Below are 19875 nucleotides of genomic sequence, written 5' to 3' on the forward strand. Positions count from 1 at the left end.
TCAGGGCAGCTATCAGGATGTTGGTATCAAGAACGGTCCGCATGAACCGCATCCACCTCTTGTTCAATCAGCTCCAGAATCTGCTGCTGATCGTATTCAGCATTGCGCCCCTTGATTTCGCTGACAGTAAGGTCAAAAACCCGTTTGCGCACCGCCTCGTCCACGAAGCGGGATAGGTCGCCTTTTTTGCCACCGGTGCGCGCCAGAAAAGTCCGAACAGCACGATTGGTCTTTTCCGGAATTGTAATATTCCATCGGATCATTGCCAGCCTCCTCATGCATAGATGTATAGGTGTTTATACACTTAAAATATTGCATAAGCCCGGGGGTGTCAATTAAGTTTTAAGTTTTAAGTGTTAAGTTTTAAGTTTTAAGTGTTAAGTAAAAAAGAGGTTGTGGGGGTTATGTTTTGTGGGAGTTGATGAGACCCTGGAGCATGGCGGAGATTTGTTTGAGTTCCAGGATCAGTTTGTCTTGGCTTGAGGAGGTCAGTATGCCGATGCGTTGGGCAATGTAGACCTGGGTTCTGAGTTCGGCGGCAGAGCCTTTGGCAATATGCAAAAACCTGATAAATTCAATTTTTGAGTCCCTTTCCGCACCTTCTGCAATATTGCTGGGAACAGATACGGCGGATCTGCAGAGTTGATCCTTTAAGCCAAAATCCCGGCAGTCTTTCAGGAGTTCATAAACCTGCACGGCCAGCCGGCAGGATCGTTTCCAGACCTCCAGATCCTCAAAAGAGGCATAAGCCATTGCCAATCCCCTTTCTTAAAACTTAACACTTAACACTTAAAACTTTGTTTCATAAGACGCACTCCGTCCCTTTCGGGGGCAGTGGGGCACCCGGCAGGGGATTGGTGGATTGGCGAATTGTTGGGCAAAAGAAACAACTGGTAAAAAAAAGAATTTATTATAAATTTGCGGATTTTGCAAGAGAGGATGGAAAAATGTTTGCCCCGGAATTTTATGGGCAGGGTGAATTGGTTTTTCATTGACCGGAAAATGCTTATTTGATAATGGCGTAATTTACTGATGTTTGGTTTGCAGAGATCCCTTTCTCCCACGTATTGCCACAAAGCCCGGTCAACATGGAACTGAATCGAATCATTGTTCGATGCATGCGCGCCATGGATATGCTGCTGACAGCGGCATGCTTTGTTCTGGCCTATTTTTTAAAAAAGCATTACCTGCCCGAGCCCTTTCGGGGCCTGACCCAGGAGCCCAGCTATTATGTGGTGCTGCTGCTGGTCATTATCATCTGGTATATCAGTTTAAATGCCATCTGGGCGTATAAGGATCCCCGAAACAGCGGGGCCGCCACCCAGATGTGGGACGTGCTCAAGGCCAACGGGCTGGGGCTTTTGATTTTAAGCTTTGTTTTGTATGCATCCAAGATGCCGGTCAGTCGATTGATGATCGGCATTTTTGTTGTGCTCGATGTTGGGGCGTTAATTGCGTTTCGGGCGGTGGCCGCGGCTGTGGTGCGCCGGATGGACACCCGGGCGTGCAACGCCGCCCATGTGGTGATCGTGGGCAGCCGGGACCGGGCCGGGGATGTGGTTTCTGCCATTGAAAACCATTATCAGAACAATGTGCATATTTTGGGCTGTTTTGATCCGGATCCGGATCGGGCTGAATTCCGGGTTGCGGGAAAATATCCGGTGCTGGGCACCATGGAGGCACTTGAGGGGTTTTTGCAGGACAATGTGGTGGATGAGCTCATTGTGGCCATGCCCATTAAAAAGCTGCCGGGTGGGGACCGGTGCCTGGCCGTGGCAGAGGAAATGGGGATTACCGCGCGGATTGTGCCGGACTGGCAGCTCCATCACCTGGCCTATCAGCCCATTGTGGCCGGGATTTCTGTGAGCAGTTTTTACGGGGTGCAGACGCTGACCCTCAAATCCACGCCCAAAAGCCAGGGCAAGCTGTTTTTAAAGGCCTTGGTGGATTATTCGGCCGGGGCGGTGCTGCTGGTGTTGAGTCTGCCGGTGTTTTTGGCGGCGGCTGCGGCGGTTAAGGCATCGTCGCCTGGCCCGGTGTTTTACCGCCAGGAGCGGCTGGGCAAAAACGGCCGGCGGTTTGATATGCTCAAGTTCCGGACCATGAAGGACGGGGCGGACAAGCATATTGATGAAGTGCGGCAGATGAATGAGTGTGACGGGCCGGTGTTTAAGATCCGCAGGGATCCGCGCATTATTCCGGTGGTGGGCACGGTGCTGCGAAAAACCAGCATTGACGAGCTGCCCCAGTTGGTCAATGTGCTGCGCGGGGATATGAGCCTGGTGGGGCCGCGGCCGCCGATTCCCGCTGAGGTCAATGAGTATGAGACCTGGCAGCGCAGGCGGCTGTCCATGAAGCCGGGCATTACGTGTTTGTGGCAGGTGGAGCCGTGCAGAAATGATCTGCCGTTTTGCAAGTGGGTGGAAATGGATCTGGCCTATATTGATCAGTGGTCGCTGCGGCTGGATTTTTTGATTTTGTTTAAGACGGTGAAGGCGGTGTTGATGGGGGCGGGGAGGTAGAAAGTGTTAAGTGTTAAGTGTTAAGTTTTAAGTGCTTTTTGGGGGCGGGGGGTTGGGGAGGTTGGAGATTTTTTTGCAGCTGGTGTGGCGTTCTTTAAATTGGTGATGTTTTCCTGCAAGCAGGCCTTGTACGCTGATGTCTTCGTCTAAATCCTCATCCAGTCGCTTTGGGAAGACCCGGATCGAATTGAAATTCCGGCAAAAACTGTCGATGAAAACAGATTTGTTGTGATCGGTAAATTGTTACACGTCCATTGGTCCGTTATTATTACCTACCGGGAAAATCGAATTCGGATTATATCGGCCAGAAGATCGCGTAAAGAGGAAGTGCAAATTTATGAAAGCTGAAGACCTGGATAAGAAGTTTGATAAAGGCGATGATGTGACTGAGTTTCTGGATTTGGCCAGGGCCCGGCGTCCCGGTCGGGAGCACAGGCGCGTCAATGTTGATTTTCCTGAATGGATGATCCATAGCCTGGATAAGGAAGCCAGGCGATTGGGGGTGCCAAGGCAATCCATCATTAAAATCTGGATCGCCGAGCGGTTAAAGGAGTTGTCCTGAGAGAAATGTTCAACGTTCAGGATCCGGGGTTTGGGATGATTGGGGCGGTGGTGATTGGGGTGGGGAGGTAGATGGTGTATACGCGGTATTATGAGGTGGCCGGGATGACCATGCGGTGTGATTCTGAGCTGCCCATTAGAGACAATACGTTTGCTGAAAAGTTTAAGCTTTTTGAGGTCAGCGGGCCGGGTGAGGACAATGTGCATCTGGTGCACCGGTTTGGGCTGCCGGATATGGATCGGGACCTGGGGCGGCAGGTTTATTGCCGCTCGCCCTGGGTGATTTATCAAAACGGGGATCAGTGGGTCTATGTTCTGGAGACCTCGCCGGATCCGGCGGAAAAACAGGTGCGGCAGATCAGTTTTGTGAGTGCCGATCACACCCGGGCGGAGATTTACAACGGCGGGCTTATCCGGCAGGCCTATGAAAAAGGCGGGCTGGGGGCGCTGACCATGGCGCCCACAGACCAGATCCTGCTGGCGCGGCTGCTGGCTGACCGGGGCGGGTGTTACCTGCATTCCGACGGGGTGGACATGGACGGCCGGGGGTTTTTGTTTGTGGGCCATTCCGGTGCGGGAAAATCCACCATTGCCCGGCAGTTGGCGGACAAGTCCGAGATTTTGTGCGATGACCGGATGATTGTGCGCAAGTGGGATAATGGGTGGCGGATTCACGGCAACTGGAGCCACGGCACCATGCCGGTGGTATCGGCCGGGGATGCGCCGCTTGAGGCTGTTTTTTTTCTGGAAAAAGCGGATGAGAACCGGATTGTGCCGGTGGAAAGCCGTATGGCGGCCATTTCCATGCTCCTGGGCTGTTTGATCAAGCCCATGGTGAATGTTCAGTGGTGGGAAAAGATGCTTTCTCTTGTAGAAGACTTGGCAAGGGATGTGCCGTGTTATCGGTTAAGGTTTGATCAGAGCGGGGGGGTTGGGGAGGTGGTTCGAGGTTCAAGGTTCAAGGTTCAAGGTTGAAGGTTCAAGGTTCAAGGTTCGAGGTTCGAGGTTGAAGGTTGAAGGTTTTAAGGGTTGGGTTTTAAGGGGATGTGGGAAGGTTTTCCGGGTTGACAGGTTTGATGGGTTGACGTATTGTTTTAATGTGAATATACGGCAAGCAATGCATATTTCAGGTGACACATGAATACCAAGCTTACATTGCGGATGGACAAGGAACTCATCGAGTCTGCCAAGAATCACGCAAACAGAAGCGGAAAATCGCTTTCAAAGATGGTGGCGGATTATTTTTACATAATTGATAAAGCCGGTGGGCAGCCGCAGGTGCCGCTGACCCCTGTAGTCCGGCGGCTGAAGGGATCGCTGAAGGATTCGGGGCTCGATGAAGCCGACTACAAGCAGTACCTGGAAGACAAATACTTATGAAGGTGCTGTTTGATACCAACGTGATTCTTGATGTCCTGCTGGACAGGGCACCGTTTTCCGAGCCGGCATCCCTTTTGCTGTCCCTTGTGGAAAAAGAGGAAATTGCCGGCTGCATCTGCGCCACTACCGTGACAACCATTCATTATTTGTCCTCCCGGGTTCTCGGGGAGTCCGGTGCCAGGGGCAGTATCCGGGAGCTTGTTGATCTGTTTGAAATCGCTTCTGTGAACCGCATGGTGATCCACAATGCTCTGGATTCGGAGTTCGGGGATTTTGAAGATGCGGTCATCCACCAAGCCGCCTGCCATGCCGGTGCCGAGGTGATTGTGACAAGAGATGCAAAAGGATTTGAGAAATCCAGTCTGCCGGTATGCGCCCCTTTAGAATTGTTAACAATTTTAAAAACACTGGATTCGGGCGGAAGCTAAAATGCCGGATGAAATCAGAAATCAGGGCTGTATTGATGGAAAAAGATTCCAGTAGTTATCTGGTCCGGCAGGAGTATCATAAGGCGCGGCTGTGGCAGGGCGGGGGGCCGCTTTTGGGGCGGCTGGATATGGAGGTCACCGAGCGGTGCAACAACAACTGCATTCACTGCTATATCAATCAGGCAGCCGATGACCGGGAGCTGAAGGCCGCGGAAATGTCCACTGATCGGATCGGCCGGATTTTGGAGGAGGCGGCCGGGTGCGGGTGTCTGACCGTGCGGTTTACCGGCGGGGAGCCGCTGTTGCGCGATGATTTTCCGGAAATCTACATGGCTGCGCGGCGGCTGGGGATCAAGGTGATGTTGTTTACCAATGCTACCCGGATCACCCCGGAGATTGCCGGGCTGCTGAAGCGGTATCCGCCGGGCGAGCCTGTTGAAGTGACCTTGTATGGGATGCGCAGGGAGCGCTATGAGGCCGTATCCCGGGTGCCGGGCAGTTTTGATGCGGCCATGGCCGGAATCGGGCTTTTGGCTGATTACGGGATTGGTTTTCGGATCAAGGGGATTTACCTGGAGGAAAGCAGTGACGATGCCAGGGAAATGGAAGAATTTGCCCGGGAAAAAACCGGGCGGGATGACCGGGTTTCGTTTTCCATGAATTTTAATCTGCGGGCCCGGCGCGACAGTGAGGAAAAAAATGCGCGCATACGGCGGCTGCGCGCCACCCCGGAGCAGACCCTGGCCGTGCTGACCCGGGAGCCCGAGGCCTATATCCGGGATAAGAAGGCGTTTGCCCAAAAGTTCATGGGGCCTGCGGGCATTGATCTGTTTTCCTGCGGGTGCGGCAAGGGCGGGGCTGTGGATGCCTTCGGCCGGCTGCAGCCGTGTCTGTTGATGCGGCATCCGGACACGGTCTATGATCTGGCTGACGGCAGTATCCGGGATGCCTTGGAGCGGTTTTTCCCGGAGATGCGAAAGATGCAGGCAACTGATCCCGATTATCTGGAAACATGCGCAAAATGTTTTCTGCACGGGCTGTGCGAGCAGTGCCCGGCCCATTCGTGGATGGAGCACGGGGTGCTTGACGGCCGGGTGGCGTATTTGTGCGATGCAGCGCATGTGCAGGCGAGGTGGCTGGGGTTGATCGGGGAGGGGGAGAAAGCTTGGGAGGTGGAGGATTGGAGGGGAAGGGTTGATCGGTTTGTTCAAGGTTCAAGGTTCAATGTTCAATGTTGAAGGCGCAGGGTTCAAAGTTGAAGGTTGAGAGTTGAGAGTCAATGCCATTAACTTAACAAATGGGTTTGTAGTTCTGATAGTATGCTTTTTTCACAATCCTTATATTTCGCGGGTATTTACGCCCGGGCCTAACAGGTTCGGTTGTTTGCAATACGATGGCTATAAACTCCTGAATCAGCTTTTTTATTGTACGGCTTGTTCTTTGAAATAATAACGCCACAAGGTTCTTGGCCTTGCCAAGGGCCTGTGTAAAATTGATCTGATGGACATGCTTTTCTTTGGCCCCAGCAGTGTCCAATGCAACACGCGCCGGATAGGAGAGCATTGCCACGAGATTCTTTGCAAACACATTCGCGTAAAAGTCCTGGTACACTGAAAGAACGGTTTTTCCGGTAAAGGCTTCCATTTCGATCCGGCATTTCATGGTCTTGTAATCTTCTTCCACGGGCCACCGCGAATGGTAGAGATTACAAAATATGCTGTGAGGATAAGTGGCTTTATCAATAAGAGAGGTGATCAGAACCTCGGTTTCGCCGCTGCTGAGTTCAACACGGATTAAACGCAGCTTCATCGGTTCTATGTCAAGCCCCAGTTCCTTGCAGTCTTTAGCAGCTGCGCCGGCTTTGAATTCGATGACTTTTTCACTTTTCCCGGAATTGACAAAATGCCGGACCTCCTTCCACTGCCGTGATATTCTGGCACAGAATTGGCCATGCCGGCAATGGATCAGCTTAAACAGCCAAAATGCAGGATAGCCTCTGTCTAAAAGGATTAAGGAGTTGACAAGGACTTCGGGTAAAAGATGCTTGGCTTGTTGCCGTTCGCCTATGCCTTTGGGGTTGATCACAGCGTTGACGGTAAGATGATTTAAGGGATCATAAAGCTGGGATGCCCTGGCTTTCGGACAGGGGTCTCCCTGGCGGCCATTCCATACACCGAAATGCTCGCTGATTTCTGATATTTTTGGCAAGGTAAGCGTGGTTCCGTCAATAGCAAGCAAGTGGAAACCATGCCAAGTGCGGCATCTGAAAACGGCGTAAAATTCATTCACCAGACACTGGTTCAATTCAATAAAGGCTTCGTATTTCAGCTTCATTCTGGCTTTGGCAAAGGCCGCTTTAGACACCGCGCGCTTTGCGATGCTGGAAGACGTAATCGCTTGAAAAAAACGGTCCAGTTCAGCCTGATAAGAACCTTTAACGAAGTTAATGATAAAGCAGAAAAGCAAATGGAAAGGGAGTTTGCGGTTTCGCGTGAAGGCCCTGCTTGAATTGCGGTGTTTTTCGACAAATTCTGGCGAGCGAAGAATTTTTTTGAGGTAATTCAAAATCTTGGCACAGTTATGGCAAAGCAGTTTCCATGCCAACTTCTTTAGAATTTTGAATTTTTTCTGACATAATACTCTCCTTTCTACGGATTTGAGCATCAATATTGAGAAAGAATATATCATAATTATTTATAATTTCAAGAAAAATTTAAATTTTTAAGAAGCTAAAGTTAATGACATTGAGTTGAGAGTTGAGAGTGGAAAAGAGAAGGAGTGGGGTAGAGATATGAAGATGGATCGGGTGTATGCGCGGTCGGAGGATGTGGTGGCGCGGGAGATTGAGGAGGAGTTTCTGCTGGTGCCCATTGCATCGGGTATCGGGGATATGGAAGATGCCCTTTACACCCTGAATGAAACCGGCCGGGAGATCTGGAACCGGCTTGACGGGCAAAAGACTCTGGCGGATCTGGTGGCCGAATTGTGCGGGGAGTATGACGCGGACGCGGATGAGATCCAACAGGATGTGTGCGGCCTGGTGGGTGAGCTGGAACGGCTTAACATGGTGGAAGCGCGGCAATAGGATGGCTGCGGATTCGGGCAGGTTAAATGAAATTTCTTTGTCCGGCGGGGATCTGGCCGGGCTGATGCAGGCGGTGCTGGAAAAAAACGCGCGGTTCCGGTTTAAGGCACGGGGATTTAGCATGACCCCGTTTATCCGGGACCATGATGTGATCACCGTGGCAGCGGTGAAGGGCGGGCCTGCGGTGGGGGATGTGGCCGCAGTGGTTCATCCGAAGACCGGTACGGTGATTGTGCACCGGATTGTGGGCAGAAAAAACCAGGGATTTGTTTTAAAAGGGGACAACTGCGCTGATGCGGACGGGGTTTTTGACAGGAGCCGGATCATCGGGGTGGTTTGCGGGGTCAGGCGCAATAACGGGGCTGTTTGGTATGCGGGCGGTCCGGAAAAGCGGGTGGCTGCGTTTTTATCCAGGAGCGGAATAAATAGGGGGGTAAATAGGGGAATATACCTGTTTCGTGGGATTTTTGTGAGGGTGTTTGGGCGGGGCAGGTTGAGATAAATGTTCAATGTTCAAGGTTCAAAGTTCAAAGTGTTAAAAATCCTTATTTTGAGGGATGCTTTATGGCTGAATCGTTTATTATGGAGCAGTCGCTTCCGGATTTTTCTCTTTGGGAAAAAAGAAGGGAGAAAGGCGCGCTTTTCTCCTTTACCCTGGAAGTGACCGCCAGGTGCAACAACAACTGCCGTCACTGCTATATCAATCTGCCCGAGGCCGATGCCGGGGCCCGGGCCAATGAATTGTCCCTGGCGCAGATCAAAGATATTGCCGATCAGGCAGTGGACCTGGGGGCGGTGTGGTGTCTGATCACCGGCGGGGAGCCGCTGTTGCGCGATGATTTTGAGGACATGTATTTGTATCTCAAGAAAAAGGGCCTGCTTGTGAGCGTGTTTACCAATGGCACGCTGGTGGACAGCCATCACGTGGAGCTGTTTAAAAAATATCCCCCGAGGGATTTGGAGATTACGGTTTACGGGGTGACAAAGCAGACCTATGGGCGGGTGACCCGGCGGCCGGACTTGTTTGAGGCGTTTGGCAGCGGGGTTGAGCGGCTTTTGGATGCCGGGGTGAACACGAATTTAAAGGCCGTGCCCATTCAGGCCAACCTGGGGGAATACAGCCAAATTGCGGAATTTTGCAGAAAGCGCACCAGCCGGCCGTTTCGGTTTGATCCGCTGATTCATCTGCGCTTTGACCGCGATGAGCAAAAAAACGCCGAGATCCGGCAGCAGCGGTTGACCCCGGATCAGATTGCGTGTCTGGAGCGGGAGGATGAAAAACGGCATGCGGCCTTGGAAAAAAACTGTGATAAGCTGATTATGCCAGAGGCCCCGGAGCACGAGCGGTCGTTTTTGTTTGGCTGCGGTGCGGGGATATCGGATTTTGTGGTCTCTTATGACGGGTATTTCCGGCTGTGCTCGTCTTTGTGGCATCCGGAGTGCATGTATGACCTGAAAAACGGTACGGTAAAACATGCCCGTGAGTCGCTTGTGCCAAAAGTCAGGTCCATGACATCGGATGATCCAAAATTTTTAACCCATTGCGCCAAATGTTCTTTGATCAATCTTTGCCTATGGTGCCCGGCTCACGCCTGGCTGGAGACCGGGCGCATGGATCAGCCGTGTGATTATTTTTGCGAGGTGGCGGTGGAAAGGGGTAAGAATATTGAAAAAAATCTTGACAGAAAAATCCAAGTTTCATAGATTTATATAGAATTTTTCCAACTAACATAAAGCATGTGAGGTGGTTGATGAAAAAAGGGTGGAAGAAGCCGGTGTTGAAAGTGTTGATGAGATCAGATTCTCAGGAGGCGGTGCTTTCTAACTGTAAAGCTTATCTACAAGACTCTCCTGGCCCAGAAGGTTCTCAGTCTTGCCTGAACACCCCATCTGAGGGAGGGGTTGAACCTTATTGCTATATGAACGTAAGCTCTTGATACTGGAATTTGCTTGAAGTCTCCCTGAGAATTCGGGAATTGGGGGGGCACGTACCAATTTTTTTTTTTGTGATGTTTGCCATTGCTATTTTCCGGTTTTTGGGGCTGGAAGTCCACTGGCGTATCACATGACAATAATTTGACAGTTTCCCTGTGCTTCTTGTGTGTCTCAGGTTGGTCTCTTTTTTTTTCTGTCTCAACAATGATGGAATCGTAAAAAGTCTCAAATCGGAGATAACCGCCAACCAATAAACAAATAACTTATTGATTTTACTTAGCACTTAATCACTTAAAACTTAACACTGCCTGTAAAAAAGACTTTTTACAGGCTCATCAACAATGTTTCATAAAAGTTTTATCATCCTGCCTTTGATGTATCTGTTCGTCCTGTAATATCTTTGTTTTATTCAATTTAAAGCGGTGTTGCCGGTTGTTGCAGCGGCAGGCCGCTTTTCTGATTTTCGACTGAACCGGGTTTGGGTTTAAAAAGGCATAAAAATTGCTTTTGTTTCTGTGAAGTCACAGTCAAGCAATCAGAAATAGAGAATTATGTGTAAGGTGGAATTATGAAGGAGCAAGAGCACGGCAAAAAACGGGCTTGGGTCAAGCCGGAACTCCGGATCTTGGCCAGGGGTAAACAGCAAGAGGCTGTTCTGGTAGCCTGCAAGAATAATGAGGCCTATATTGGCGGACCGGGCAATAGCCATTGTCATGCCACCGGCAGTACAAACCATGCAGGCTGCAGTACAACTATGGATTCATAACGGGAAATTAAGACAGGGGTATACCAATTTCTGCGGCTCGCAGTCTATGAGCAGCTTTAACCCGGCCAATACCAGGGAAAGCCGTTCTTTGGAAATTGTTCCGATTTTTTCGGACAAATCCCTTTTATCGACGGGTAAATACCTGGGCGATATTTCCAACGCATTTTTTGAGTGATGAGTTGGTGGTTATTTTTGGTGTCTCAGCAAGTCTTCAATTGACAGCTCAGTGTCTCTGAGTATCTTTCGTAGAAGACCTTTTAAACGGTGTGCTCTTCTTCGAGGCACAATTCGATGACTTCCCGCATATTTTTTAAAAGTTCTTCAATGGAGTGTCCCTGAGAGTAGCAACCTTTTAACCCGGGGACTTCCCCGACCAAAAAGCCGTCTTCATCCTTTTCAATAATTACGTAAAAATCCCGGGTCATAACATGCCCTTGCCTTTTGTATGGTTTGCATACACTGTGTTTTAATGGTTTTTTTAAATATGGGATACAAAGGATGGGTTGTCAATGGGAATTGCGCGGTTCAGTTGTTGACCAGGGATTGTTTTTCAAACCATTGGGCGTAAGCGTTGTTTTGGGACAAAAGGGTTTTGTGGGGGCCCTGCTCGGTGATTTGGCCGTTTTGCAGCACGATGATCTTGTCGCACTTTTTCCCTATATCACATGTTTCCCAGGTTGACATCTAACACGACCATAGCTAAAATAAAAATATAAGAAAGACCTGAAAAATGCAAATAAGGGAACTGGCGCATGGAAAAAGTGGTCAAAATACATATCGAAAAACTGCCTGAAGGTCCGTATCTGGCAACATCAGAAGATGTTCAGGGATTGGTGGCGCAAGGTAGAACGGTTTCTGAAGTCCTGGAAATCGCCAGGGATGTCGCCAGAAAGCTTATGGAAGCCCAGGCTGAACGTTCAGGCAATCTTGCCCTCCCTTCATTGGAAGACTCCTTTGACTACCCTCTGATTGTAAACGCCTGAGATAGATCACCATGGGTCGCTTGGCTGGTTTTCGATATCGAGAAATTGTAAAGCGCATGAAGAAATTCGGATTTGAATTTGATCGTCAGGCCGCTGGAAGTCATGAAATTTGGTACAACAAACAAAAAAATCTTTACACGTCCATTCCCAACCACCCTGGCGATCTGCCGGAGGGTACATTAAGAGCCATTCTTAAGCAAGCCAGTATCGGCCCGGATGAGTTTCTGAATCAAAAATAGCTTTCCCGATTCAGGTAATTCAGTTGTTGACCCGGGATTGTTTTTCAAACCATTGGGCGTAAGCGTTGTTTTGAGCCAGAAGGGTTTGGTGGGGGCCCTGCTCGGTGATTTGGCCGTTTTGCAGCACGATGATTTTGTCGGCCATTTTGACCGTGGAAAACCGGTGGCTGATGAGCACGGCGCTTTTGTCTCCAAGCAGTTTTTTAAAATTTTCAAAGATTTCATATTCGCTGTCCGCGTCCAGGGAACTGGCCGGCTCATCTAAGATCACCAGTTCGGCATCGCGCATAAACGCCCGGGCCAATGCGATTTTCTGCCACTGGCCGCCGCTTAGCTCCTCTCCGTTTTCAAACATCTTGCCCAGGGTGGTGTCATAGCCATGGGGCAGGCGGGTGATAAAATCATGGGCGCCCGCGTTTTGCGCAGCTTTTTGGATTTGCGGGCTGTCTGCCGGCAAATCGATGTTGCCCAGGTGGATGTTTCTGCGGGCGGTGAAATGATACCTGGCAAAATCCTGGAACATCACCCCGATGCGGCCTCTGAATTCTTTTAAGGCAAATTGCCGGATATCCGTGCCGTCAACCGTAATGCGGCCGGCGTCCGGGTCATAAAGCCGGCACAAAAGCTTGGCCAGTGTCGATTTTCCGGCACCGTTTTCCCCCACCAGGGCCACCACCTCGCCCGGGGCAATGCTGAAAGTGATGTTTGTCAGGGTTTTTTGCGGTGCGCCGGGGTAGGCAAAATCCACGTTTTCCAGAGAGATTCCGTGTTTTACCGGAGAGGGCAGGGCTTTGGGTGCGGCCGGATCCGTGACGGTTTCCTCCACATCCATGAATTCGTAAAAATACGAGATAAACAGGTTGTCTTCATACAGGCCCGACAGCCCGTTTAACAGCCCCTGGAAAAATCCCAGGCCCCGCTGGATGGCCTGATAATACATCACCAGATCCCCGATGGAAATCAGGCCCAGCACCGCGCGGTACACGATAAACCCCAGTGCCCCGAACATGGCGGCAACAGAGGCCATTTCAGCGAAAACCACGGCTATGACGCGGTTTTTTTCAATCCGGAGTTTTTCGTCCCGGATGATTTGGCGCAGTTGTGAAAAACGCCTGCCAAACATGTCTCCCAGCCCGAAAAGCCGGATTTCCTTGGCATGGATATAGCCGGTGATCAGCCAGTTGAGATAAGACGCTTCGCGCTGCGTCTGTGTTCGGCTTTTCTGCCATTGATACATTTTTTTGGAAAACCGGATCTTGACCCATACCCCGGGAATCACCGAGGCCAGAAGGATCAGGGGCACGGCCCAGTGAAAATAAAAAAGCAGGCCGGTCACGGCTGTCAGCGATACCCCGTCTCTGCCGATATTGACCAGGGTGTTGACGATCTTGGCCGGCCGGTGCGGGCCTTCCATCTGGGCCCGGTGCAGGGTGTCAAAATAAGCGGGGTTTTCGTAAAATGCCAGGCCCACCTGCAGGGACTTGCGGTGGAGAAGATCGTAGATGTAGTCCGAGACCTTCATGGAAAGGGTTTCATTGGCCAGGCTTGCGGCCTGCCGGCAGACGGTCCGGGCAAGGCTGATGGCTCCGGCTGCGGCCACCAGGGTCAGCAGCCAGGCCAGATCGCCGGTGCCGGGTGCGGAAATGGCAGCAGAGGCCTCATCCACGATGAGTTTGATCAGATACAACAGCGCCAGGGGAAAAAGTCCCTGGATCATTACCAGGGCGGCCGAAACCAGGGCTGCGCCGGGCGACGCCCGCCACACAAACGCCAGGGTCCGGTTGAGCTGGAGGATGGATTTGATTTTTTGACGGGTGGGGTCGGGGGTTTGTGTTTGCATGGGAAGGTTATAGAACAAAGTTTGTTGGAAGTTCAAGGTTCAAAGTTCAAGGTGACAGGTGACAGGTGACATAAAAGATGGTGACGGGTGACGGGTGACGGGTGACGTAAAGAATGGTGACGGGTGACGGTGGGCGTAAAGGATGGTGATGGGGGGCGGGGGATGGTGGGCGTAAAGGATGGTGATGGGGGGGCGGGGGATGGGTTTTGGATTTGGTGTTATAGAAAAAGGTTGACTGGTGGGGATAAAAATGCGTAAAAAGGACTTTTCAAGTTCTATAATTTTGTCTTCTTTCCTGCCTGGGGGGGGTTTTGTTACAGAAACGAAGCTGTATACGATTCAATGTGCCCGGCGCAACCCTGTGCTACCGAAAAAAACCCGGACTGCTGCGTAAAAATGCCTACAGCGAGGATCTGTTTCCGGTTCTGAACCTGAGCCGGGGCGGGGCCAAGTTTCTTTCAGATCAACGGCCCAGGGTGGGCATGGAAATTGATATCCGGGTTCATATTCCCGAAATCGATCAGATCCTGGAACTCTCCGGGGTGGTCCGATGGGCGGGCCGCAATCATGAGGCCAGCTATCCGTATCAGGCCGGCATTTCTTTTGCGCCTTACGGAAACCGCAAAAATGAGAACCCGCCGGAAGCCCTGGATGCCATAAAGCGCCTTGAAAGCGCATACAGCCCGGAAACAGAGGTTGCCTGACATTCGATTCTACAGCGCCATCTAAAAATAACTTACTGATTTTACCTAACACTTAACACTTAAAACTTAACACTTAACACTTAAAACTGTTTGTTTAAATGGGGGGGCGAAAATGAAAAAACAATTGCTGTTGGTAACGGGAATTTTATCCCTGGCTGCCTGTTTTTGTCTGGCATCAGCCGGCAGTGCGGCCGCCCAGAGCTGGGAGGAGGAGTTCAGCCGGGCGCTCGCCGAAATTCAGGAAGCCGCCCAGGCAGGCGAGCCCGGCGACGGTTTGGGCTACACCCCTTCCCTGGAAGATATGCTCGATGAGGCCATCGGCAATGCCATGGCCCAGGGCGGAGGCGGCTGCCAGGTCATGAAAATGGCCGTGGATATGGATTTCAACCCCTACCCGGTGCTGTTGAGCATTTACAGCCGGGGTTCGGTGAGCCTGGATGAAGTCTGCATGTGCGCAACCGAGCAGGGTGTCAGCAAGGCCGTGATTGCCCAGGCGGCCACCAGCGCGGCCGGACCCGGCGGACAGCCGGCCTACAGCCAGGATGAAGTCGCCCAGTGCCAGTGCCTGCAGGAAGGACTGCCGTATACCCAGGTTCAGGCCCAGCCCCCGCCCCAGCCGAATCCCCCCGACCCGGTTCCTCCGGATTCGGTGTCCACGCCATAAGATTTGCACCTGGCAGGGGTTTGGGGTTTTCCTCGCGTTGAATTCGGACAATTCAAACGCGCCGGCATTGTTTCGGCAAGCGGACAGAGGAGAAGAAAGATGACAAGAAAGCTTTTTGTGTTATTGGTTTCAGTATTGGTACTGTCGGCGTGGTTTTTTTGTCAGGGTGCTTTCGCCCAGGATATCCCCCGGGGCCAGACCGACACGCCCCGGATACCCGAGGGCCAGGCAGAAGATGCCGGCGGGCGGATCGGAGCCGAGGTTTTCGGCCGGCAGGGCGGTTATGTGCACCCGTTTTTGTTCATGGAAACCAAGTACACGGATAATCTCTATTACACCAACGACAATGAAGAAAGTGATTTTATCACCAGCATCGCTCCCGGCATATGGCTGGCCATGCCCGCCAACCGGGAAAAGCTGCTGGAGGTCAATACCTCGCCCACATCCCCGGGAGGTCTCCAGGTCAGCCGGATGAAACCCCAAAGCACCCGGCGCATGCAGTCCTATTTCATGTACTCGCCTTCTGTGGTGTATTACGGGGACAACTCCGAGCACGACCATATCGCCCACCGGGCCGAGGGCCTGTTTCAGTATAACATGGACATGGGCCTTTCCGTGGATCTGATGGACCAGTTTAACAACCGTTATGAAATCAACAACAACGCCCAGGAGCGGCTGGATGAATACTACGACAACGTGGCCAGCCTCCTGCTGAGCTACCAGCCCTCGGAGAAGTTCAAGTTCCGGGTGGATTATACCAATTACTGGCTGGATTACGATGACCGGGCAAACCAGTTTCGCAACCGCATGGACAACTCTGTTGCCCTTTATGCGTTTTATAAGGTCCGGCCCAAGACTTCGATGTTTGTGCAGTATGAATTTGCCGATATCGAATATGACGAAAACAGCCTGTTTGACAGCAAGGAGCACCGGTACTACATCGGTGCGGACTGGGATATTACCGCAGACAGCCGGGGCCGGGTCAAGCTGGGTTACATGGAAAAGGATTTTGATAACAGCGAGTTTGGCGAAGAAGACGGTTTTTCCGCGGAACTGCAGATGCTCCACAGCTTCAGTCCCAAGCGGAACGCCTCTTTGACCGCTTATCACCGGTACACGGAATCCTCCATTGACACGGCTTTTGCCGTGCTGACCACCGGAAGCAATTTTTCGCTCATGCAGCGTTTTACGCCCAAGTGGTCGGCCACCATGAACATGCTCTATTACCGGGACGAATACCAGGGTGAATTCACCATTGCCGGCGTGACCCGGGAGCGGGAAGACGACACTTACCGCATCGGTCCGTCCTTGATTTTTGAACCCAGGGACTGGATGCAAGTGTCTCTGGGCTATTATTTCTCCAAACGGGACTCCAATTTTGAAGTGTTTGACTTTGAAAACAACACGGTCTCATTATCCATTGAACTGACTTTATAGTATTGCCATTTATGAAAAGAAAATTGTTTTACCTGTTTGTCCTGCTGTTGGTGCCGGCCGTGCTGACAGCCGAGGGACCGGGGCCGGTGGAGTCTGTCGACGAATACAGGGTCGGCAGCGGTGATGTTTTGAAAATCAATGTCTATGAGAATCCGGACCTGAGCACCACCGTCCGGGTGAGCGCCGATGATACCATCCGGATGCCGCTTTTGGGGCGGGTCGATGTGGCGGAAATGTCGGTCTCCAAAGTGGCTCAGAAGCTCCAGGACCTGCTGGCAGACGGTTATCTTGTCAGTCCCCAGGTGGACGTGTTCATCGAGGAATACCGGAGCAAAAACGCCATCATCCTCGGCCAGGTCAACAAGCCCGGCCAGTATGAGTTAAGGGGGCCGGTGACTTTTCTGGAATTTGTCTCCAAGGCCGGCGGTCTGACAAAGGATGTGGGCAGCACGGCCGTGATCAAGCGCGACATCCCGTCCGAAGACGGCCGGGACCGGATCGTCATTGACCTGGACCGGTTGATCAAAAAAGGCGACACTTCCCTTAATATTCAAATCCAGGACCGCGACAACATCTATATTTCCAAGGCCGACTCCTTTTACGTCACCGGTGAGGTGGCCAAGCCCAATGCCTACCAGCTCGAATCCGACATGACCGTGATCAAGGCCATTGCCAGGGCAGAGGGGTTTTCCGATATTGCCAACAAGAGTAAGGTCCGGATCATCCGTGAAATTGACGGGGAAAAGACCGTGCTGGAAAACGTGAGCATGGATGAGCAGGTCCAGGCCGGGGATGTCATCGTGGTACCCGAGAGTTTTTTCTGATGGCGCTGCAAAAAGTCGAATATCTGCTTTTTACAGCGCCATCTGAAAATTCATTTTTTACGAGCGCATAGTTTATCATTATGACTGAAAAAGAAATTCATCTTCGCGATTATCTGCGTGTGGTGGCCCGGCGCAAAAGCACGGTGATCACCTTTTTTGTCATTACCGTGCTGGTTACCGTGCTGGCCACGTATACCGCCACATCCAGGCCCGTGTACCAGGCAGCCGCCCGGGCGGTGATCGAGCGCAATGTGGCCTATTCCCTGACCGGGCATCGCTATGACGGCTATTCCGGCTATGACCCGGAGTTTTTGCATACCCAGACCCAGATTATCAAAAGCCAGGGCGTGGCTGAAAAAGTCGTGGACGCCATCGGCGCTGAGCAGATGTATGAGGCTTATTTCCCGGAAGGAAGGGAGGAAGACCGCTCCATCGGCCAGGCGGTGCGAAGCTGGGTTGCCGGTGCATACCAGTCGTTTAAGGAGGTTATCGGCATCGAGGCCCTGCTGTCCGGCAAGCAGGAGCCGTCTTCTGCGCAGGCCGCGCATCAGGCCGCCAGTCCGCCCTCCAAGGCCGATATCATGCAGTCCATTGTGCGCCAGAGCATTTCGGTCACGCCCATTGAAAACACCCGTGTGGTATCGATTAGCTATGCCAGCCCCAATCCGGTGCTGGCCATGAAGATCGCCAATAACGTGGCCCAGGCCTATATTGACCAGCTCCTGGACATGCGCATGGAGATGTCGAATCACAGTATCGAATGGATGAAAAAAAAGGCCGAGGAGCAGCGCAAAAAGCTGGAAGAATCCGAACAGGCCCTGCATGAGTACAAAAGGAAGCACAACATTGTCACCATCGAAGACCGCCTGGCTATATTGCCCCAGCGCCTGGCCGAGTTTTCCGAAAAGCTGACCCGCGCAGAAGCCCGCCGCAAAGAGCTGGAAACCATTTACAACCAGGTAAAGGGCAAAAGCCCGGCAGAACTTGAATCCATTTCCGTGATTGCAGATGACGCGTCCGTGGATTCCATAAACGAGAAGATCCTGGAATCCAGGCAGAAAATATCAGAGCTGTCCAAAAAATTCGGACCCAAGCACCCCCGGATGATCGCGGCCCAAAACGAGTTGATGGAACTGGAGCGGGTCAAGCAGAAAGAGCTGCAAAAAGCGGTGAAAACCGTGGAAAACGAATATCTGCTCGCAAAGGCCCAGGAAGAGCAGCTTCGAAACATGCTGGAGCAGACCAAGTTTGAGACCGCCCGGCTAAATGAGCGTTCCATCCAGCTCGATATTCTCAAAAGAAAGGTTGAGACCAACAAATATCTCTATGACGCTCTGATCAAGCGCATGGAGGAAAAGGGGCTCACCGAGAGAAACCAGTCGGTAAACGTATGGGTCATTGAAAAAGCCAAAATGCCGGAAATGCCCGTACCCCAGGGAAAAAAGCGAAACGTTCTGCTCGGTCTGATCCTGGGGATGTTTGGCGGGGTGGGCCTGGCGTTTTTCTTTGAATACCTGGACAACACGGCAAAAAGCCCGGAAGATATTGAGGAGCGCTTTGAGCTGCCGGTGCTCGGGGCCATTGACCGGCACAGGGACAAAAACACCTCTGTGGTGGATTTTGTGCTTGCCCAGGAAAGCTCCGGGCTTTCAGAGAGTTTCAAGAATCTGCGCACTTCCATTCTCCTGTCTGCCGCAGACGGCCCGCCCCGTTCGCTGCTGGTCACGAGCATGGGCGCAAAAGAGGGCAAGTCCACCGTGGCCTCGTGTTTGGCCGTGTCCATGGCCAGAAACGGGTTAAAGGTGCTGTTGATAGACGGCGACATGCGCCGGCCCCAGGTGCATGCCTATTTTCAGATTGAAAACAATACAGGCCTAAGCGCCTATCTTGCCGGCAATGCATCCAAGGATCTGATCACCCGGCAAGTGGTTTCCAATCTGGATATTCTGACCTCCGGTCCTGTGCCGCCCAATCCTTCCGAGCTTTTGTCTTCCGGCCGGCTCGATGTCCTGCTGGAAAAAGTAAAGGAAAAATACGACATGGTCATCATGGATGCCCCGCCGCTCGGGGTGGCTGATGCCATGATCCTGAGCCGAAAGGCCGACGGGGTCATGCTGCTGGCCAAAGCCGGCGAGACCCGCTATGAAATGCTGGACAAGGGGATCAAAAAGCTCGGTGAAGTGTCGGCAAACATTACCGGCATTGTGTTAAACGGTTTTGATGCGAAAAAGAGCGGATATTACTACAATTACAGCGATTATTACTATTCGTCGGCGTAGCAAAGTGTTAAGTTTAGAAAGTGTTAAGTGTTAAGTGTTAAGTTTTAAGTAAAATCAGGAATTTATTTTTTTATTGGTTGTCGGTTACAGAAGTTTCTGAACTTCTATAATGGAATCAACACCTAAAATCTTAACACTTAAATCTTAACACTTAAATCTTAACACTTAAAACTTAACACTTAACACTTAAAACTTAACACTTAACACTTAACACTTAACACTTAACAC

The 19875-nt window shown here is 51.6% G+C and carries 25 protein-coding genes; 19 read left to right on the forward strand and 6 right to left on the reverse strand.

Going from position 1 to position 19875, the window contains the following annotated elements:
• Positions 1-26 precede the first annotated feature (26 nt).
• Both ACTCIA_RS06700 and ACTCIA_RS06705 read right to left on the reverse strand, forming a co-directional pair.
• The gene (locus ACTCIA_RS06700; protein ID WP_463001030.1) at positions 27-263 is read right to left on the reverse strand and encodes a ribbon-helix-helix domain-containing protein; all 237 of its coding nucleotides are present in this window, start codon (positions 261-263) and stop codon (positions 27-29) included.
• A 139-nt stretch (positions 264-402) separates the two neighbouring features.
• The gene (locus tag ACTCIA_RS06705) at positions 403-753 is read right to left on the reverse strand and encodes a four helix bundle protein (RefSeq protein WP_463001031.1); all 351 of its coding nucleotides are present in this window, start codon (positions 751-753) and stop codon (positions 403-405) included.
• A 104-nt stretch (positions 754-857) separates the two neighbouring features.
• On the opposite strand from ACTCIA_RS06705, the gene ACTCIA_RS06710 reads away from it, so the two are divergent.
• The 8 genes from ACTCIA_RS06710 to ACTCIA_RS06745 all read left to right on the forward strand — a co-directional run bounded on the left by ACTCIA_RS06710 (position 858) and on the right by ACTCIA_RS06745 (position 6129).
• Complete coding sequence (locus tag ACTCIA_RS06710; protein ID WP_463001032.1) at positions 858-995, forward strand: hypothetical protein; 138 nt, start codon at positions 858-860, stop codon at positions 993-995.
• A gap of 93 nt (positions 996-1088) precedes the next feature.
• Entirely contained in the window at positions 1089-2522 is a 1434-nt protein-coding gene (locus ACTCIA_RS06715) for a sugar transferase (protein WP_463001033.1), read from the forward strand.
• Between the two features lie 156 nt (positions 2523-2678).
• Positions 2679-2870 (forward strand): BrnT family toxin, encoded by a 192-nt coding sequence (locus ACTCIA_RS06720; RefSeq protein ID WP_463001084.1) that lies wholly within the window; start codon positions 2679-2681, stop codon positions 2868-2870.
• Positions 2860-3084 (forward strand): type II toxin-antitoxin system BrnA family antitoxin, encoded by a 225-nt coding sequence (gene brnA / locus ACTCIA_RS06725; RefSeq protein ID WP_463001034.1) that lies wholly within the window; start codon positions 2860-2862, stop codon positions 3082-3084. The genes ACTCIA_RS06720 and brnA overlap by 11 nt, the downstream gene beginning before the upstream one ends.
• A 71-nt stretch (positions 3085-3155) precedes the next feature.
• On the forward strand, positions 3156-4058 hold the full coding sequence (locus ACTCIA_RS06730; protein WP_463001035.1) for a hypothetical protein: 903 nt from the start codon (positions 3156-3158) through the stop codon (positions 4056-4058).
• Between the two features lie 162 nt (positions 4059-4220).
• Positions 4221-4463, forward strand: a complete 243-nt coding sequence (locus ACTCIA_RS06735; protein ID WP_463001036.1) for a DUF6364 family protein — start codon at positions 4221-4223, stop codon at positions 4461-4463.
• A complete protein-coding gene (locus ACTCIA_RS06740) occupies positions 4460-4891 on the forward strand; it encodes a type II toxin-antitoxin system VapC family toxin (RefSeq protein WP_463001037.1) in 432 nt (143 codons plus the stop codon). The genes ACTCIA_RS06735 and ACTCIA_RS06740 overlap by 4 nt, the downstream gene beginning before the upstream one ends.
• 8 nt (positions 4892-4899) lie before the next feature.
• A complete protein-coding gene (locus tag ACTCIA_RS06745) occupies positions 4900-6129 on the forward strand; it encodes a radical SAM protein (RefSeq protein ID WP_463001038.1) in 1230 nt (409 codons plus the stop codon).
• A 52-nt stretch (positions 6130-6181) separates the two neighbouring features.
• On the opposite strand, the gene ACTCIA_RS06750 is transcribed toward ACTCIA_RS06745, so the two are convergent.
• A complete protein-coding gene (locus ACTCIA_RS06750; RefSeq protein WP_463001039.1) occupies positions 6182-7495 on the reverse strand; it encodes an IS4 family transposase in 1314 nt (437 codons plus the stop codon).
• Between the two features lie 187 nt (positions 7496-7682).
• Between ACTCIA_RS06750 and ACTCIA_RS06755 the strand changes: the two genes are divergently transcribed.
• The 4 genes from ACTCIA_RS06755 to ACTCIA_RS06770 all read left to right on the forward strand — a co-directional run bounded on the left by ACTCIA_RS06755 (position 7683) and on the right by ACTCIA_RS06770 (position 10852).
• Complete coding sequence (locus ACTCIA_RS06755) at positions 7683-7976, forward strand: PqqD family protein (protein ID WP_463001040.1); 294 nt, start codon at positions 7683-7685, stop codon at positions 7974-7976.
• 1 nt (position 7977) lies between these two features.
• Positions 7978-8478, forward strand: a complete 501-nt coding sequence (locus ACTCIA_RS06760; protein WP_463001041.1) for a S24/S26 family peptidase — start codon at positions 7978-7980, stop codon at positions 8476-8478.
• Positions 8479-8540: 62 nt separating this feature from the next.
• Positions 8541-9680 carry a radical SAM protein gene (locus ACTCIA_RS06765; protein WP_463001042.1) on the forward strand — a complete coding sequence of 380 codons (1140 nt, stop codon included), beginning with the start codon at positions 8541-8543 and terminating at the stop codon, positions 9678-9680.
• A 917-nt stretch (positions 9681-10597) separates the two neighbouring features.
• Complete coding sequence (locus tag ACTCIA_RS06770) at positions 10598-10852, forward strand: hypothetical protein (RefSeq protein WP_463001043.1); 255 nt, start codon at positions 10598-10600, stop codon at positions 10850-10852.
• Positions 10853-10934: 82 nt separating this feature from the next.
• Here ACTCIA_RS06770 and ACTCIA_RS06775 read toward each other — a convergent pair whose 3' ends face one another.
• Both ACTCIA_RS06775 and ACTCIA_RS06780 read right to left on the reverse strand, forming a co-directional pair.
• The gene (locus ACTCIA_RS06775) at positions 10935-11102 is read right to left on the reverse strand and encodes a type II toxin-antitoxin system HicB family antitoxin (RefSeq protein ID WP_463001044.1); all 168 of its coding nucleotides are present in this window, start codon (positions 11100-11102) and stop codon (positions 10935-10937) included.
• Positions 11103-11202: 100 nt separating this feature from the next.
• Positions 11203-11361 (reverse strand): hypothetical protein, encoded by a 159-nt coding sequence (locus ACTCIA_RS06780; RefSeq protein ID WP_463001045.1) that lies wholly within the window; start codon positions 11359-11361, stop codon positions 11203-11205.
• Positions 11362-11429: 68 nt separating this feature from the next.
• Here ACTCIA_RS06780 and ACTCIA_RS06785 point away from each other — a divergent pair, with 68 nt between their 5' ends.
• Together ACTCIA_RS06785 and ACTCIA_RS06790 are read left to right on the forward strand one after the other, a co-directional pair.
• Positions 11430-11660 (forward strand): type II toxin-antitoxin system HicB family antitoxin, encoded by a 231-nt coding sequence (locus tag ACTCIA_RS06785; RefSeq protein WP_463001046.1) that lies wholly within the window; start codon positions 11430-11432, stop codon positions 11658-11660.
• A gap of 11 nt (positions 11661-11671) precedes the next feature.
• On the forward strand, positions 11672-11899 hold the full coding sequence (locus tag ACTCIA_RS06790) for a type II toxin-antitoxin system HicA family toxin (protein WP_463001047.1): 228 nt from the start codon (positions 11672-11674) through the stop codon (positions 11897-11899).
• A gap of 19 nt (positions 11900-11918) precedes the next feature.
• Here ACTCIA_RS06790 and ACTCIA_RS06795 read toward each other — a convergent pair whose 3' ends face one another.
• On the reverse strand, positions 11919-13739 hold the full coding sequence (locus tag ACTCIA_RS06795; protein WP_463001048.1) for an ABC transporter ATP-binding protein: 1821 nt from the start codon (positions 13737-13739) through the stop codon (positions 11919-11921).
• 311 nt (positions 13740-14050) lie between these two features.
• Here ACTCIA_RS06795 and ACTCIA_RS06800 point away from each other — a divergent pair, with 311 nt between their 5' ends.
• The 5 genes from ACTCIA_RS06800 (at position 14051) to ACTCIA_RS06820 (ending at position 19647) form a co-directional block, all read left to right on the forward strand.
• Positions 14051-14443: a PilZ domain-containing protein gene (locus ACTCIA_RS06800; protein WP_463001049.1), complete on the forward strand. Its 393-nt coding sequence runs from the start codon at positions 14051-14053 to the stop codon at positions 14441-14443.
• Between the two features lie 112 nt (positions 14444-14555).
• Positions 14556-15107 (forward strand): hypothetical protein, encoded by a 552-nt coding sequence (locus tag ACTCIA_RS06805; protein WP_463001050.1) that lies wholly within the window; start codon positions 14556-14558, stop codon positions 15105-15107.
• 99 nt (positions 15108-15206) lie between these two features.
• Positions 15207-16544, forward strand: coding sequence for an outer membrane beta-barrel protein (locus tag ACTCIA_RS06810; protein WP_463001051.1), 1338 nt, complete (start codon positions 15207-15209; stop codon positions 16542-16544).
• A gap of 11 nt (positions 16545-16555) precedes the next feature.
• Complete coding sequence (locus ACTCIA_RS06815) at positions 16556-17368, forward strand: polysaccharide biosynthesis/export family protein (protein ID WP_463001052.1); 813 nt, start codon at positions 16556-16558, stop codon at positions 17366-17368.
• A gap of 80 nt (positions 17369-17448) precedes the next feature.
• On the forward strand, positions 17449-19647 hold the full coding sequence (locus ACTCIA_RS06820; protein WP_463001053.1) for a GumC family protein: 2199 nt from the start codon (positions 17449-17451) through the stop codon (positions 19645-19647).
• Positions 19648-19875: the final 228 nt, after the last annotated feature.

It is taken from the genome of Desulfosalsimonas sp. (assembly GCF_055149105.1).

Coding starts and splice junctions, on each gene's coding strand:
- ACTCIA_RS06700 (WP_463001030.1), bottom strand. CDS start 263: ATGATCCGATGGAATATTACAATTCCGGAAAAGACCAATCGTGCTGTT.
- ACTCIA_RS06705 (WP_463001031.1), bottom strand. CDS start 753: ATGGCTTATGCCTCTTTTGAGGATCTGGAGGTCTGGAAACGATCCTGC.
- ACTCIA_RS06715 (WP_463001033.1), top strand. CDS start 1,089: ATGGAACTGAATCGAATCATTGTTCGATGCATGCGCGCCATGGATATG.
- brnA (WP_463001034.1), top strand. CDS start 2,860: ATGAAAGCTGAAGACCTGGATAAGAAGTTTGATAAAGGCGATGATGTG.
- ACTCIA_RS06730 (WP_463001035.1), top strand. CDS start 3,156: ATGGTGTATACGCGGTATTATGAGGTGGCCGGGATGACCATGCGGTGT.
- ACTCIA_RS06735 (WP_463001036.1), top strand. CDS start 4,221: ATGAATACCAAGCTTACATTGCGGATGGACAAGGAACTCATCGAGTCT.
- ACTCIA_RS06740 (WP_463001037.1), top strand. CDS start 4,460: ATGAAGGTGCTGTTTGATACCAACGTGATTCTTGATGTCCTGCTGGAC.
- ACTCIA_RS06745 (WP_463001038.1), top strand. CDS start 4,900: ATGAAATCAGAAATCAGGGCTGTATTGATGGAAAAAGATTCCAGTAGT.
- ACTCIA_RS06755 (WP_463001040.1), top strand. CDS start 7,683: ATGAAGATGGATCGGGTGTATGCGCGGTCGGAGGATGTGGTGGCGCGG.
- ACTCIA_RS06760 (WP_463001041.1), top strand. CDS start 7,978: ATGGCTGCGGATTCGGGCAGGTTAAATGAAATTTCTTTGTCCGGCGGG.
- ACTCIA_RS06765 (WP_463001042.1), top strand. CDS start 8,541: ATGGCTGAATCGTTTATTATGGAGCAGTCGCTTCCGGATTTTTCTCTT.
- ACTCIA_RS06775 (WP_463001044.1), bottom strand. CDS start 11,102: ATGACCCGGGATTTTTACGTAATTATTGAAAAGGATGAAGACGGCTTT.
- ACTCIA_RS06780 (WP_463001045.1), bottom strand. CDS start 11,361: ATGTCAACCTGGGAAACATGTGATATAGGGAAAAAGTGCGACAAGATC.
- ACTCIA_RS06785 (WP_463001046.1), top strand. CDS start 11,430: ATGGAAAAAGTGGTCAAAATACATATCGAAAAACTGCCTGAAGGTCCG.
- ACTCIA_RS06790 (WP_463001047.1), top strand. CDS start 11,672: ATGGGTCGCTTGGCTGGTTTTCGATATCGAGAAATTGTAAAGCGCATG.
- ACTCIA_RS06795 (WP_463001048.1), bottom strand. CDS start 13,739: ATGCAAACACAAACCCCCGACCCCACCCGTCAAAAAATCAAATCCATC.
- ACTCIA_RS06805 (WP_463001050.1), top strand. CDS start 14,556: ATGAAAAAACAATTGCTGTTGGTAACGGGAATTTTATCCCTGGCTGCC.
- ACTCIA_RS06810 (WP_463001051.1), top strand. CDS start 15,207: ATGACAAGAAAGCTTTTTGTGTTATTGGTTTCAGTATTGGTACTGTCG.
- ACTCIA_RS06815 (WP_463001052.1), top strand. CDS start 16,556: ATGAAAAGAAAATTGTTTTACCTGTTTGTCCTGCTGTTGGTGCCGGCC.
- ACTCIA_RS06820 (WP_463001053.1), top strand. CDS start 17,449: ATGACTGAAAAAGAAATTCATCTTCGCGATTATCTGCGTGTGGTGGCC.